This window comes from Olivibacter sp. CPCC 100613 (assembly GCF_036959255.1).
Lineage (GTDB): Bacteria > Bacteroidota > Bacteroidia > Sphingobacteriales > Sphingobacteriaceae > Olivibacter.
In genome coordinates this window covers 1-15670 of record NZ_JAWMTI010000007.1, presented here as the reverse complement: position 1 = coordinate 15670, position 15670 = coordinate 1, and the positions used below count along the sequence as shown (strand labels likewise).

The following is a 15670-nucleotide window of genomic DNA, read 5'->3' as shown; positions in this document are numbered from 1 at the left end:
TTCTGAATTTTTGCCATTAAGGCCATTTTCTCATTTTTTTGAGTATAACAAAGGGATTGATCCCTTGTATTACCAACCCTAAGTGAGAAGTTATGAAAAGAAACGTGCCTTTTTGTATGTACATCAGTCGTTATTGGCTGATGGTGACATTACTCTATTTACCCTTTTTTATTCGTGCCCAAGACCAGCAGGATATAAAAGGGATTGTGAACAGTCAGTCTGAAAAAATGCCTATTCCAGGTGTGAGTGTAAAAGTAAAAGGGTCACAGCAAGGCACATCTACCGATACAGATGGGCGTTTTGTTGTAAGGGCCAAGGTAGGGGATGTACTGGTCTTTACTTCTGTAGGCTATAAACTGAAGGAAATTACGATAGCAAATGCGGACGTTCTGCAAGTGTCTCTAGCAGATGATGCCGCTGAGCTGAATGAGGTAGTGGTGACCGCATTGGGGATAGAGCGACAAACACGAACCTTGACTTATGCGACTCAACAAATTGGAGGTGACCAGCTGAATGAAGTTCGGGACAATAGCGGGAATGTGATGAATAGCCTGAGTGGAAAGGTGGCTGGGGCCGTTATCACACCAGCAGCAACGGGGCCAGGTAGTGCTGCGCGGGTTGTATTACGAGGAAATCGTTCGATCAGTGGTAACAATAACGCCCTGATCGTAGTTGATGGAGTGCCTATTGACAACTCTTCGGCACCTCAGCCGACCGGTGATTTTAATACCTATGGATCCAGTGATGGTGCTGCTAATATCAATCCAGATGATATTGAATCTATCAATGTGTTGAAAGGGCCATCTGCTGCTGCATTATATGGGAGTAGAGCGGCAAACGGTGCTTTAATTATTACGACAAAATCAGGTAAAAGTGGTAAAATGGCCATCGATTATAACGGTGGTTTTTCCGTCGATCAGCCGAATTTATTAATGCGCTTTCAAAATACCTATGGCAGGGGGAGTGGTGGTGAAGCCTCCTCGAATGTCGGAGAAAGCTGGGGCGCGCCAACCCAAACTTATCCGGATAATGTTCGGAGTTTCTTCCGAACGGCAAATTCCTACAACAATGCCGTTAGTTTCTCTGGTGGTACAGAGAATATGCAGGGTTTCTTATCCTATACAAATAATGCAAATGGCGGTATTATGAAGGGAAACGACCTGGATCGGAATACGCTTAATCTACGATTGAATACCAAACTATTGCCGAAGTTGACCACCGACGCAAAGATTACTTATGTTAATCAGTCGATTAAAAATAAGCCACGACTGGGGGATACCGGAACACCGATGGAGGCCTATATTATGCCAAGAGATATGGCTGAAGAAGAATTGAAGGATTTTGAATCTACCAATCCCGTTACCGGAGAACCTGTACGTAAATATTGGATAAATTCTTCCATTTTTGATAATCCATATTGGGATATAAATCGTACTTCGGTTAACGAAGAACGTAATCGGATTACCTTACTGGGATCGGTTAAGTATGAGCTTACAGATTGGCTCAGCGTGATGGGGCGTTATAGCTTGGATCGTTACGATGATAAAATTGATGGTTCGTTTTATGACGGAACCATTTCCCTCGGGAATGTGTTACCCGGGGGCCAGTATTACGAGACGAATCTAAGTAGATGGGAACGAAATATTGATATATTGGTTTCAGGACGTAATAAATTGACCGAAGACCTGAATATTTCGTATAATGTTGGTGCCAGTTTATTGAATCGCAAAAATACCAGCTCTCAAGATATGGCGAATGGTCTACGCGTGCCGAATCAGTTTAGCTTAGCCTTTGCTACGACGCCGGCCTTTAATACCTTGTTAGCTGTGGAACGTGAAATGCAATCCGTATATGGAAATGTACAGTTTGCTTACAAAGATTATTTGTATTTAGACGCAACGGCACGGAACGATTGGTCGTCTACTTTACCTTCGCCCCATAGTTATTTTTATCCGTCAGTGGGTTTATCGGGCATATTGTCTGATGCCTTTGCCCTTCCGTCTTGGATCTCCCTTGGGAAATTAAGGGCTTCCTATACACAGGTTGGTAATGATGCAGAAACCAATTTGCTGCGACAACTTTACAATTATAGCCTGGGTGCCGGCGCTGGTTTTATCAGTCGAAATTCAACCCGAGCCATTCCGGATTTAAAACCTGAAATTACCCATGCACTTGAATTTGGTACTGAATGGAAATTTTGGAATAACCGAGTAGGAATTGATGCAACAATTTATAAAACGAATTCTAAGAACCAACTTCTCTTTGTTGATTTGCCTCCTGCGAGCGGTTATAGCAGGCAATACATCAATGCAGGAGATATAGAAAATAAGGGGATAGAGTTACAATTGACGGGCACACCGGTACAAGGCGAACAATTTTCTTGGAATACCAATATCAATTTTGCTCGAAATATTAATAAGATCGTAGCGCTAACGCCCGAAGTTGAGCAGGCGAATATTTCAGCAAGTGCCCGGCTCGCCTCTGTTGTAGCTCGGGTTGGTGGATCCTATGGAGACCTTTACGGCTTCGCTTGGGCAAAAGATGCAAATGGCAATCATATTGTTAATGAAAATGGATTACCTGTCGTCGAAAACAACCAGAAATTAGGGAATTTTAATCCAACCTTCATGCTTGGATGGACCAATAACTTTAAGTACAAAAAATTTTACTTGTCTATGCTGATCGATGGCCGAGTAGGCGGGGAGCTGGTGTCAGGTACAGATTCGTTTTTGGGCGCCTATGGTTTGGGTGATTTTACAGAAGAATGGCGAGATGGAGGCTTAGTGCTTCCAGGGGTAAAAGCAGATGGGTCGGTAAATACAACGGCCATTACGGCTCAACAGCTTTGGACGACCGTTTCGCAAAACGGTCGTGCCGCCTGGGGAGAATTTTTTACCTATAGTACAACTAATTTTAGAATGCGGGAAATTTCATTATCATACGATTTTGATCTCAATCTACCGCATCTAAAAAATGTGCGCGTGGCTTTAGTGGGTCGAAACCTTTTCTTCTTTTATCGAGGGAAAGCGAAGCTAGATCTACCAGGTATTTCCAGAACGATTCCAATTGATCCGGAAGCGGCATTAGGAGCCGGAAATTACCAAGGGGTAGAGGCTGGATTGTTGCCGGCTGTTAGGAGTTTTGGCTTAAATTTAAAAGCTTCCTTTTAGGCATTGGTCCATGATTTAATAGCGTAGGGTAAAATCATAAAACGAAGAAAAATGAATAAATTAATAATATATGGTATAGGGCTGCTGTTGCTTAGCTCTTGTACAAAAGATTTTGATGATCAAAATAGCGATCCCAATGTATTGACCGAAGTAGGGGCCAGAGAAATGCCTTTTATGTTTGCGAAAGCACAATCTTCCGGTGCGATGGATAGAAGTTTTTATCAAACTGTTCAAAATCTTGGGGCCGATCTTTACGCGCAATATTTTTCATTAACATCTACGTCTTTTCAAACAGATCGCTATGTGTTTAATCCCGATTGGCAGACACGTTTTTATACGGTGGTATATGTGAATACGGCACCTCAATTAAAATTCATAATCGACAATGCTGAACCGGGGTCGGGGGAGCAAGCACTTGCGAATATATGGTGGGTATATACTTTTCATCGTTTAACGGATCATTTTGGTCCGATTCCCTATTTCAACGCCTTAGAATCTGTTCAATCAGTGGCGTACGATGGGCAAGATGTGATTTATGATGATTTCTTTAAGCGTCTCACGCAAGCTGTAGCGGATCTAAAAGCACTGGGAAGCGGCACACGTATATTTCAGGGTTACGAGCTGATGTACGATGGCAATGTAGATTATTGGATTCGTTTTGCCAATACATTGCGTTTACGTTTAGCATTGCGGATTTCAAAAGTCGATCCAACGCGTGCTAAATCAGAGGCGGAGGCGGCTGTGCAAAGCGGTATACTAACCGATAACGAGCAGAATGCGAGTTTGACGAAAGCACTGGTAGGAAATGATACCAATGGCTTGTCACAAGTAGCAGCGTGGAATGAATTTGCGATGAGTTCTACTATTGCCTCCTATTTAAAAGGCTATGAAGATCCAAGAATGGGCTTGTTTTTTCAGCCGGATGTTACCAATAAACAATATAATAGCTTGAGAAATGGCTTGTCAGCTACTGCATTGGGCAACAGTCGCAATACAAGTGCGCAAAACTCGAATGTAGGCACCGGTTGGGTTACTTGGGATGAAAATGCAGCCTCATGGACCCCTGTTTTAGAAAGACGCCATCCAGTTATGAACGCCGCGGAAGCCTGGTTTTTAAGAGCGGAAGGAGCTTTGAACGGATGGAACATGGGAGGGACTGCACAAGAATTGTACGAAGAGGGGATCCGTAAAAGTCTGGGACAATGGGGTGTTGATGCTAGTACGATTGATGCATATATGATGTCAGCGCTAATACCTGTAGCCCCGGGTGATGCAAATAATTCACCGGCGGTTTCTTCAACACCCGTTCATTGGTCAGCAGACGAATCGGTCGAACGTGAGCAGATCGGTACTCAAAAATGGTTAGCTATTTTTCCGGATGGTATGGAAGCTTGGGCTGAATTTAGACGTACGGGTTATCCGATTATGTATCCAGTGGTACAGTCAGATAACAGCAGTATTCCTAGTGGGAGCTTTGTGAAACGCTTACCTTACCCGGTTTCGGAAGGCATTGCCAATAAAGAGGCTTTGGAAAAGGGAAGACAATTACTTGGTGGAGCCGATAACGGCGCAACGAGCTTATGGTGGGATGTTGATTAAGTAGAAAAACTGAATGTCATTACATGCAAGCTGAAATTCCAAGCGTATTCAAGAAGAGCGATAGAAAGCCCGATTTTATCTCGCAGCATTATCGAGATTTAGCAGCCCATGCATCGAAGGATTGTATTCAATCTAGTAGAAATGAGGAATGGGGGAGCTTGGCCACGAAGTTGAAGCAGAAGCTCATTAAACAGACCAAGTTAAGCTTTTTTAATGCATTGGATTTTGATTTGAAAGAAACGGCAGAGATTGAGCAGCCAAGGTTTAAAATCAAGAATATAGCTTTTCAAACCCGGCCATCCGTTTATGCAACAGGTAATCTTTATTTGCCGAAAATTGCAGGACCGCTACCGGCAATTTTGCTTAGCCACGGACATTGGGAGGGGGCAAGAAATGCTTACCTATTTCGCCAAGCGGCGCAGCATTTTGCAAAGGCGGGTTATGTTGTATTAACGATGGACGCATGGGGTGCCGGCGAACGGTGCAGTGAGGTGAATAGGGAAGAATATCATGGAGGGAATTTAGGTGCGGCTCTTTTTAATATCGGAGAAACATTAATGGGAATGCAGCTTACCGACAATGTACGGGCTTTGGATTTTTTATGCTCGCTTCCATCAGTGGATCCGGAAAGAATAGGAGTCACGGGCGCCAGTGGAGGGGGAAATCAGGCAATGTGGTTAGCAGCCCTAGATGAGCGTGTCAAAGCAGCTGTTCCGGTGGTAAGTGTGGGAACCTTTGAATCCTACGTGATGAATAGCAATTGTGTTTGTGAACTCTTGCCGAATGGCTTGACTTTTTCCGAAGAATCACTTGTATTAGGACTGGTGGCACCTCGAGCGCTTAAAATATTGAGCGCATTAGGGGAAGATAATTCTGCCTTTTATCCTAAGGAGATGCTGCGTTCCTATGAATATGCACAAGAACTATATAATAAAACAGGAGCAGCAGATAAGTTAGCCTATGAATTATTCGAGCAGGAACATACCTATTCTATCGAAATGCTTCGCGTCGCCATCAAATGGTTTGACCTTCATTTGGAAAATACGTCTACGTCAGAAAGGCTAAAAGGGCTCGAAACGGAAGCATTATTGGATCAAGAATTATTAAGGACCTATAGGAAGGGAAGGCCGGCTTTAGTGGAAACCACGGGACATTTTTGTCTTCATCGGGGTGTTCTATTGCGTAGCAAAAGTTTAGCTGAAAATGTGCCCTGCCTTACGAAGTTAAACGAATTAGCGAAACTCATCGGACAGGTGGAACAGAAAACACTCAAACAGGTAACAGGGAAAAAGGATAACGAATGGCAAAAAATAGTTTTGACTTGCTCAACCGGCCAAGAAATCCCTTTACTGCTATATGAACCTAAAGAACGAATTACATGCTGCAAAGTTGTTTTTCATGGAGACGGAAAAGGAGCGACTCCGGTGAAGCTGATGAAGGACGCCCAAGAAGAAGGCCACGTGCTGGTATTAGTGGATCTATGGGGCTTAGGTGAGCAAGCTTCAGTAGAAGCTAGTAAGAATGACGAAGGATTGCCCAAATTTCACACCTTGTCGCGTTCTGCCTTATGGTTAGGACGGACAGTACTTGCTGAGTGGTTGTCAGATATGGAGCTTATATATCATTGGTTAATCAAGCGCGGGATGCAAGCCATCACTTTTATAGGCTACAGGGAGCCCAGTGTGGCCACGCTCATTTTCTCTACGAGGCATGAGTTGAAGGATTTAGTGCTTCACGATGCACCCTACAGTTATGTTTTTGATGACAGAACCGGGCTTGACTATTATAATATGTCGATCCATATTCCGGGTGTCCTCTGCTGGGGAGATCTTACGATGATAGCTGTGCTAAGTAAGGCTACAACCATACAATTTGTACATGCACGGAGTATGTCGGGAAGAAAGTTAGATCAGAAAGGAGTAAATGAGTTGCAGGAAGAAATCGCCTTAATGAAACAAAAATGGAATAAATCAAACAAAATCAAATTTATTATAGACTAATTCAAACACTAAATAGTATGAAAAGTAACCGTAGAGATTTTCTGAAATATGCCGGTATAACAGGGCTAGGTGTCGTTAGCGGTGCCGGAGTAAGCGCCTGCAGCGGACAGGATAACACAAAAGACAACCAGGAGGATACTAAACTGGCGAATATCTTAGCGGCAAGCCAAAAGGAATATCAACAAACATTCAACATGTGTGGTTATGCGGCTCCAAAGATCGAGGTAGTTCGCGTTGGATTTGTTGGAGTCGGTAATAGAGGTGGCGCTGCCGTTGAACGTCTAAGTCGGCTTGAAGGGGTGGATATCAAGGCGATATGCGATATACGGCCAGAACAGGCAAAAAAAGCGAAAGACCGTATTCAGTTTCCAGGTCATGAAGCGCGCTTATATCATGATGGGGCAGAAGCTTGGAAAAGTGTATGCGATCGGGAGGATATTGACCTGATTTATGTTTGCACACACTGGGCACTTCATACGCCGATTGCTGTTTATGCCATGGAGCATGGAAAGCATGTTGCCGTTGAGATTCCTGCTGCAACTACGGTGGAGGATTGTTGGCGATTGGTAGAGACATCAGAGAAAACGAAGAAACATTGCATGATGCTTGAAAACTGTTGCTATGATTTCTTTGAGTTACTTACGCTGAATATGGTTCGACAAGGTTTCTTTGGAGAGCTTATTCATGGCGAAGGTGCCTACATTCATGATATTTTAGATAGTTTTTTTGACAAAGATGCAAGATGGAATCTCTGGCGCCTCAGGGAGAATGCGAAACGAAATGGCAATTTGTATCCAGCACATGGGATCGGCCCTGTTTGCCAAGCGATGGATATCAATCGCGGTGACCATCTAGACTATATGGTCTCGATGTCATCCAATGATTTTCTATTGAAGCCTTTAGCGGAGGAGAAGGCAAAAGAAGACCCGAGCTTTAAAGAATTTGTTGATAGTCCTTTCAGAGGAAATATCAATACAAGCACTATCCGGACGGGAAGAGGACGCACCATCATGTTGCAACATGACGTGTCATCGCCGAGACCTTATTCGCGTATCCATTTGTTGAGTGGTACGAAAGCCACCGCGCAAAAATACCCCTTACCAGGTAAGATTGCTACGAGCCACGAAGGTTGGTTGGAAGAAAAAGAAATGAAAGCGTTGGAAGATAAGTATACACCGGCTATTGTGCGAAAAATAGGTGAGCTGGCGAAGAAAGTTGGTGGTCATGGTGGAATGGACTTTATGATGGACTGGCGTCTGATCGATTGCCTCCGTAATGGTTTACCACTGGATATGGATGTTTACGATGCGGCAAGTTGGAGTGCTATCGGTCCGTTAAGCGAATGGTCGGTAGCCAATGGAAGTAAACCCATTCGTATACCGGATTTCACATCGGGAAAATGGAAGGAAAATAAACCATTAGATCTATCGCTGGAAAAAGGAGCAACAACAGGTACACGGGTTTAGTATCGGTAATGTATATAATCATTTAGGTAGAACATAAAGACTATGAATATTTTTATATCAAAGAACCCAAAAGAATTGGGACAGGCGGCAGGCAAAGAGGCTGCTAAACTGATTAATGAAGCGATCAGCGAAAAAGGATCGGCCAATATTATTCTGGCTACAGGGACCAGTCAATTCGAAACGATTAACCAGCTAATCAAAGAAGATATCGACTGGTCCAAGGTAACGATGTTTCACTTGGATGAGTATATTGATCTATCGATTAGTCATCCTGCCAGTTTCAGAAAATATCTAAAAGAAAGATTTTTAATGCATGTCCCCTCCTTGAAGGCCGCTTATTTAATCGATGGTGAGTCTGATCCGGACGTAGAACGAAAGAAATTAGGTGATTTAATCAGTGCGCATCCTATAGATGTTGCGTTGGTAGGAATAGGTGAAAACGGTCATTTGGCATTTAACGATCCCCCTGCGGATTTCGATACAGAAGAACCCTATCTGGCCGTGAATTTAGATCATCAGTGTCGTATGCAGCAATTGGGCGAAGGTTGGTTTAAATCCTTGGATGAAGTCCCGACCAGCGCAATCAGTATGTCTGTGAAGCAGATTTGCAAATCAAAACATATTATTTGTTCCGTACCCGACGCGAGAAAAGCACAAGCAGTCAAAGATAGTGTAGAACAGGTAGTTAGCAATCATTATCCCGCCAGTATTTTACAAAAACATAGCGCTTGCTCTCTTTATTTAGATGAGGCGTCTGCAGGTTTATTAGCTAATTCGTAGAAAGCCACTAACCGCGTTCAGATTAATGTCATGTTCTCTGGGTAGATTGTCTCACTATTAACGATGCCGGTAATATGATTTCCTGGAAAGGGGTTTGCTTTTTGGTTAGGTGTTTAAGAAGGAGTTCGCAGCTGATGAAACCGATATCAAAAGCAGGTTCGGCAATAGTGCTGATACTTGGCGTAACCAATGAAGAGATTGGGTCATTTGTGAAGCCGATGATTCCAATCTCTTTTCCAATAAGTATACCACGCTTTTTGACCGCGATGGCAGCGCCAACGGCCTTTCTGTCGTTTACAGCAAAAATGGCATTTGGTCTTACATTTTTTGACAAGGCTAATAGTTGTACCGTGTCATATTCACCACATTCCTGAGAGAATCCAGAAGAAATGATCCATTCGTTCCGAAATGGTAGACAATGTTTTTTTAAGGCATCCATATAACCTGCCAATCGCTTTTCCGTTAAAGGAAGGTTTCTGGGCCCTGCAATATGTGCGATTTTGGTATAACCTTGCTCAATCAAATGGCTTGTTGCTTGAAATGCACCGTTATAATCGTCTTGCACAACTTTTGAGGTTTCTAAGTTTTCTATTATTCTATCAAAAAAGACAATGGGTATCCGGTTGTTCAGCAAAGGTTGAAGATGATCGCCGGTTTTACAACAGGTGGAAATCAGTAAACCATCTAAATTTGCAATGGAAAGATTGTTAATAATTGCAAATTCTCTCTCCGGTGAATCATTCGTTACGTAGAGTACGATATTATATCCGTTGTTATAGGCTGCTTCTTGTATACCGGTTATGACGGTCGAAAAATAATAATTTGTAATAAAAGGTAAAACAATGCCGATATTGTGAGACTTTCCATTTGCTAAACCCATTGCATTGAAATTCGGTTTATAATGGAGCGCGCTCGCCATCGCTTCTACCTTGTTTTTTGTTTCCTGACTCACATCGTGTGTGTCACGTAGTGCTCTTGAGACCGTTGAAACAGATATGTTTAACGCACGAGCTATATCCTTTATCGTTACGAGATTAGACATGTTAATAAAAAATAAGCTTTCGGTTTTCGAGGAAAATACCAACGCTACCGACACATAGCCTCAGTGTTAATCTCTATTGGTCTGCTCGATAAAGATAGCGATAATATGTTGATGTGCCAATAAAATGAACGGATAGGCTTATTTTTGTCGGAAAAAAATTTGAATGGGCACACCGTTAAAGTCGAAATGTTCTCGGAGTTTATTTTCGATAAAGCGTTTATAAGGATCTTTAATATACTGCGGGAGGTTACAGAAAAAGGCAAACATAGGCGATCTTCCGGTGATTTGAGTAATATATTTGATCTTAATGTACTTTCCTTTGGTGGCAGGTGGTGGATAATTTTCAATGATGGGGAGCATGACATCATTCAACTTTGAAGTAGCAATTTTCTTGTATTTATTCTCGTAAACTTTTACCGCCGCCTCTATTGCTTTAAAGATCCGCTGTTTTTCAATAACTGATGTAAAGATAATAGGAAAATCTGTAAATGGCGCTGTTCTACTTCTTACTTCCTCTTCGAATTTTTTAACGGTTTTATGATCTTTTTCGACCAAATCCCACTTATTTACAAGTAGGACGACCCCTTTTTTGTTTTTTTCTGCTAAATGGAAAATATTCACATCTTGCGATTCTATGCCTTCGATCGCATCAATCATCAGAATAACGACATCTGCCTCTTCCAATGCCTTAATGGTACGCATGACCGAATAGAATTCAATGTTTTCCTTTACTTTTGTCTTTCGACGTAAGCCAGCAGTGTCTATTAACATGAACTCATGTCCGAATTGATTATAATGAATTTGTATCGAATCACGTGTTGTACCCGCAATGGGCGTTACAATATTACGTTCTCTACCAATTAAAGCATTGATAAGTGACGATTTGCCGACATTCGGTCTTCCGACGATTGCAAATTTAGGTAAGCTGTTTTCTTCTTCGGGGATTTCATCAAAATGTTTGATCACTTCATCCAGCAGCTCACCTGTACCTGAGCCGGTCATAGATGAAATATTATATAGCTCTCCTAGTCCTAAACTGTAGAATATGGCCGCATCTGTGTGCAACTGATGATGATCAACTTTGTTAACAACAACAAAGACGGGTTTATTTGACCGGCGCAGCAGATGGGCAATATCGTCGTCTAAATCGGTAATTCCAACGGTAACATCTACCATAAATAAGATAACCGAAGCTTCTTCAATAGCGATCAACACCTGCTCTCGAATAGCTGCTTCAAATACGTCTTCGGACCCATGCACATAGCCTCCCGTATCAATTACGGTAAATGTTTTTCCCGTCCATTCAGCTTGACCATAATGCCTGTCGCGAGTTACCCCGCTGAAGTCATCCACGATTGCTTTTCTACTTTCTGTTAAACGATTATACAATGTTGACTTGCCAACGTTTGGTCGGCCGACTATGGCAATGATATTAGACATTTTGCTCCTTTTATCCCTTAAGTTTGTTTCTTACCTCTTCTGTTTATTGAGAAAGGCTTTATAAAGCGGCAAAGTTAAGGATAAGGATTGACATTGTTAGGCTGTGATTGATGAATTGTATGCGGGAGATTGCTAAAGTCGATAACGAAGGCAGATTAAGCGTCCGATTGCATTGGCAAAATCACTGTCTAAGCCCGTACCTTTAAATACCCAGGTGCGGCCTTCGCGCTCAATTACATAAGTTTTTTCATCCAATAGAATTTCAATTTCGTTCGTGGATGCTGTAATTTTCGCCGGTTTTATTACTCGAAAATAATAATCGTGGTGCTGGTAGGTGATTCTAAAGAGTTGACCCTTATTGTTTAATATATCCTCTGTGTGATTGCTTTCCATAATCTATCCGTGTCGCTAAAATACAAATATTGATCAATAAAAGAATATAAGTTCCGGTAGTTTTTTCACACAATTTCAGATCATATTTTCTCGCTATAGCTGATGCGATTTAATCTTTGTATTTCATTACCTGGCTGTTGGACATTAGGTAATCGTCTTGCCTAAAAGAAGCAAGGGTAAAGTAGTTTTGAAAGCAAGTTTTTGTGTAATGCTTTTATGAAACAAATCTTTAAAGAAGCTGTAATTTTTCTTTATGGAAATAATTAAGTCAATATGTTGTTCGCTTGCAAAACGTATAATAGAGCGCGCCGCATCTTCATTATCGATATAATGATAAATAGGGTCTAAATCATCAAGTAACTCATGAAGTTTATATTGTTCGGGGATGGTATCAGCAATTGTTTCCGAATTGTGTGCTTGAATGTTTAATATGTGGAGTTTTAAATTTAGAACATGAACGAAGTGATGGATGTACTCAATGGGGAGCGTTTCTTCTGTCTGTTTTAAATCACAAGCGAGAACGGCCTGTTTTGGATAACTGAATGAATGGTTTGCCGGTACGAGCAACAACGGAATGTTAATGCCTTTGGCGAGACTCATGGCATTACTTCCCATTAGGACATGTTCCAGATTACTTTTGCCGGTTGTGCCGATCACCACCATTTCTGTTGGGTACTTTGCAATAAGTGTTTCAATACCCGAAAGTAATGTTTGGTCGTTTGTTTCTAATCTGATATTTGTTGATTTTGGTATGATATTTCCTAAAGCTGTTTGGAGCTCTTCGAGCGCAACCAATGATTTTGTTCGCTGTAATTGAAGCTGCTGTTGATTTGGAATGGGAACATCTGTTGTTATATACAATTCGTTGTTGTAAGAATGATAAATAACAAGGGTATCAACGTGGAGATCAGTGCTCAGATGGGCAGCGTAATATGCGGCAGTATGCGCAGCATTTGAAAAGTCCGTTGCTATAATGATTGATTTCATAATACCATAGCATTGGTGTATGTTAAAGTTACGGAAAAAAAGGGAGAAATGATAATCGAATTTAGGGCAATAGTTTTTTTGAAAATTAGAAGACTGATCTAGGGTAGTGACTAAGGCATTATCAAATAAAAAAGGAGGTCTAAAACCTCCTTTTTTATTTGATAATAAAGAATAAATATTAGACTAACGTGTCAATGGTCTCGTTAAGCGTTACGCTCGGACGCATTGCTTTTGATGCTAGGGAATCGTCTGGAGCATAGTACCCCCCGATATCTACTTTCTTACCCTGTGCAGCATTTAATTCTTCATTAATCTTGGCCTCATTTGCTGTTAGCTTTTTTGCTAGTTCGGAAAACTGCGTTTTTAGCGTTGCATCTTTATCTTGCGATGCTAAGGCCTCTGCCCAATACAAAGCTAAATAGAAATGGCTTCCACGGTTATCAAGTTCTCCCACTTTTCTGGAAGGTGATTTTTGGTTGTCTAACAACTTACCGGTTGCCTGATCTAACGTGTCTGCAAGTATTAATGCTTTTGGATTGTTGTAATTAGTTCCAAGATGTTCTAAAGAAACTGCAAGTGCTAAAAACTCTCCCAGCGAATCCCAACGTAGATGTCCCTCTTCCAAAAATTGTTCAACGTGCTTTGGAGCAGATCCACCGGCCCCCGTTTCAAAGAGCCCGCCACCGTTCATGAGAGGCACAATCGATAGCATTTTGGCACTCGTTCCAAGTTCAAGGATTGGAAATAGATCGGTCAGATAATCACGAAGTACATTTCCTGTGACAGAAATCGTATCTTGACCCGCTTTAACGCGAGCCAATGTAAATTCAGTCGCTTTGACAGGTGATAATATATGGATTTCAAGACCTGTTGTATCGTGCTCAGGTAAATAAGCTTTTACTTTTTTGATCAGTTCGGCATCATGAGGACGTTCCTCATCCAGCCAAAATACAGCCGGAGTTTCCGATGCACGCGCACGCGTAACGGTTAGTTTAACCCAATCGCGAACTGGTGCATCTTTGACCTGGCACATTCGCCAAATGTCACCCGCTTCAACATCGTGACTTAATAAAACCGCCCCTTTTGCATCAATGACTTCAACTTTACCATCGGCGGCAATTTCGAAGGTTTTGTCGTGCGAACCGTATTCTTCGGCTTTTTGAGCCATTAAACCCACATTGGGTACCGTTCCCATCGTTGCCGGATCGAACGCGCCATTTTTCTTACAAAACTCGATCGTTGCTTCGTAAACGCCTGCATAACTGCTATCCGGGATAACGGCTTTGGTGTCTTGCAACTTTCCGGCAGCGTTCCACATTTGACCTGAGCTTCTTATCATCGCAGGCATTGAAGCATCTACAATCACATCACTGGGGACATGAAGATTGGTTATTCCTTTGTCGGAATTCACCATGGCGAGTGCAGGGCCATCAGCCAATGTATTTTGTATCGCTTTATTGATGGCCTCTTTCTTGTCACTTGCAAGTTTCTCGATCGCACTTAATACATCACCCAAGCCACTGTTTGGATTAGCACCTACCGCTTTAAGGTCTTCGCCGTATTGTGCGAAGACATCTTTAAAGAAAGCTTTCACAGCGTGGCCAAAAATAATTGGGTCTGACACCTTCATCATCGTGGCTTTCATGTGCAGTGAGAATAAGATCCCTGTATCTTTCGCTTCAGCAATTTGTGTGTCTAGGAAAGACAAAAGTGCTTTTTTGCTCATGATGGTCGCATCGATGATTTCACCTGCCAACAAATGTGTTTTTTCTTTAAGTATGGTTTGATTTCCTTGGTTGTCCGTAAAAACTATTTTCACGTCCGTCTCGTCTTGGATCGTTAATGATTTTTCATTATGACGGAAATCACCACTATGCATGGTTGCAACATGTGATTGTGAGTCAGCGCGCCAAGCCCCCATGCTATGAGGATGTTTTTTAGCATAGTTCTTTACCGCCTTCGGTGCGCGGCGATCCGAGTTACCTTCACGCAGCACGGGATTAACGGCACTACCCTTTACTTTATCATATTTTGCTTTAATATCCTTTTCCTGGTCGTTCTTTGGTTCTTCAGGATAATCAGGTAATTTATAGCCTCTTGCCTGAAGTTCTTTTATTGCCGTTCTTAATTGAGGAATTGAGGCGCTGATATTAGGAAGTTTAATGATATTGGCCTCTGGCTTAGTTGCCAATTCCCCCAGCTCTGTCAAAGCATCAGAAACTTTTTGCTCTTCTGTTAAAAATTCGGGAAGGACGGCCAAAATCCGGCCGGCTAAGGAAATGTCCCTGGTTTCTACATCAATACCAGATGATGCGGTGAAGGCTTTAACGATGGGTAACAATGAATAAGTCGCCAAAGCAGGTGCTTCATCGGTCTTTGTGTAGATGATCTTGGATGTACTTGACATATGTGTTTAAATTTTACGTTTTGAAAGTATAGCGTGCACGTGTTATGCTTACACGTATGCGGTGCACAAACTTATATAAATTGCTTTTATTATGCAATATGACGATCGGGAATAATACCTAAAGATAAGTGGGATTAATTGGGAGCTCCGTTGGTCGGTTTTGACTTAAAAAAGAACGAATATTTTAACTTCTTACTTTCTTTTTATTAAGTTTTCGTTTTTTAAGGCATTCAAGCTTTCCCTAAGGGGAAGGTCTGCGAAATAAAGAAGCAAAGAGCCGAGCGTAGGGAATCCATGAACACCTTTGAAAATAATGAAGTAGTGAATAAAATCGCCGCTTCAAAATTTACAGGAACGGATCGTGCCTCCCGGTGCTATTTGTAAAT

At 42.0% G+C, this 15670-nt stretch carries 10 protein-coding genes; 5 read left to right on the top strand and 5 right to left on the bottom strand.

All coding sequences use genetic code 11. The annotated features are described in order from the left end of the window. Positions 1-92: 92 nt before the first annotated feature. Genes RYH73_RS19605 through RYH73_RS19585 form a run of 5 tightly spaced genes read left to right on the top strand, consistent with a single transcriptional unit; the run spans position 93 to position 9015 of the window. Entirely contained in the window at positions 93-3170 is a 3078-nt protein-coding gene (locus RYH73_RS19605) for a SusC/RagA family TonB-linked outer membrane protein (RefSeq protein ID WP_335315176.1), read from the top strand. A gap of 51 nt (positions 3171-3221) precedes the next feature. After that, complete coding sequence (locus RYH73_RS19600) at positions 3222-4769, top strand: SusD/RagB family nutrient-binding outer membrane lipoprotein (RefSeq protein WP_335315175.1); 1548 nt, start codon at positions 3222-3224, stop codon at positions 4767-4769. 23 nt (positions 4770-4792) lie between these two features. After that, positions 4793-6769 carry a dienelactone hydrolase family protein gene (locus RYH73_RS19595; RefSeq protein WP_335315173.1) on the top strand — a complete coding sequence of 659 codons (1977 nt, stop codon included), beginning with the start codon at positions 4793-4795 and terminating at the stop codon, positions 6767-6769. 17 nt (positions 6770-6786) lie between these two features. Continuing rightward, positions 6787-8235 carry a Gfo/Idh/MocA family protein gene (locus RYH73_RS19590; protein ID WP_335315172.1) on the top strand — a complete coding sequence of 483 codons (1449 nt, stop codon included), beginning with the start codon at positions 6787-6789 and terminating at the stop codon, positions 8233-8235. Between the two features lie 42 nt (positions 8236-8277). Continuing rightward, positions 8278-9015, top strand: coding sequence for a glucosamine-6-phosphate deaminase (locus RYH73_RS19585; protein WP_335315171.1), 738 nt, complete (start codon positions 8278-8280; stop codon positions 9013-9015). Positions 9016-9043: 28 nt separating this feature from the next. On the opposite strand, the gene RYH73_RS19580 is transcribed toward RYH73_RS19585, so the two are convergent. From RYH73_RS19580 to RYH73_RS19560, 5 genes are all read right to left on the bottom strand, one after another. Further along, positions 9044-10057, bottom strand: a complete 1014-nt coding sequence (locus tag RYH73_RS19580) for a LacI family DNA-binding transcriptional regulator (protein ID WP_335315170.1) — start codon at positions 10055-10057, stop codon at positions 9044-9046. Between the two features lie 138 nt (positions 10058-10195). Next, positions 10196-11497, bottom strand: a complete 1302-nt coding sequence (der, locus tag RYH73_RS19575) for a ribosome biogenesis GTPase Der (protein WP_335315169.1) — start codon at positions 11495-11497, stop codon at positions 10196-10198. 132 nt (positions 11498-11629) lie between these two features. Next, positions 11630-11890 (bottom strand): hypothetical protein, encoded by a 261-nt coding sequence (locus RYH73_RS19570; protein WP_335315168.1) that lies wholly within the window; start codon positions 11888-11890, stop codon positions 11630-11632. Between the two features lie 144 nt (positions 11891-12034). Beyond that, positions 12035-12877 (bottom strand): universal stress protein, encoded by an 843-nt coding sequence (locus tag RYH73_RS19565; RefSeq protein ID WP_335315167.1) that lies wholly within the window; start codon positions 12875-12877, stop codon positions 12035-12037. Between the two features lie 178 nt (positions 12878-13055). After that, a complete protein-coding gene (locus RYH73_RS19560; protein WP_335315166.1) occupies positions 13056-15284 on the bottom strand; it encodes an NADP-dependent isocitrate dehydrogenase in 2229 nt (742 codons plus the stop codon). Positions 15285-15670: the final 386 nt, after the last annotated feature.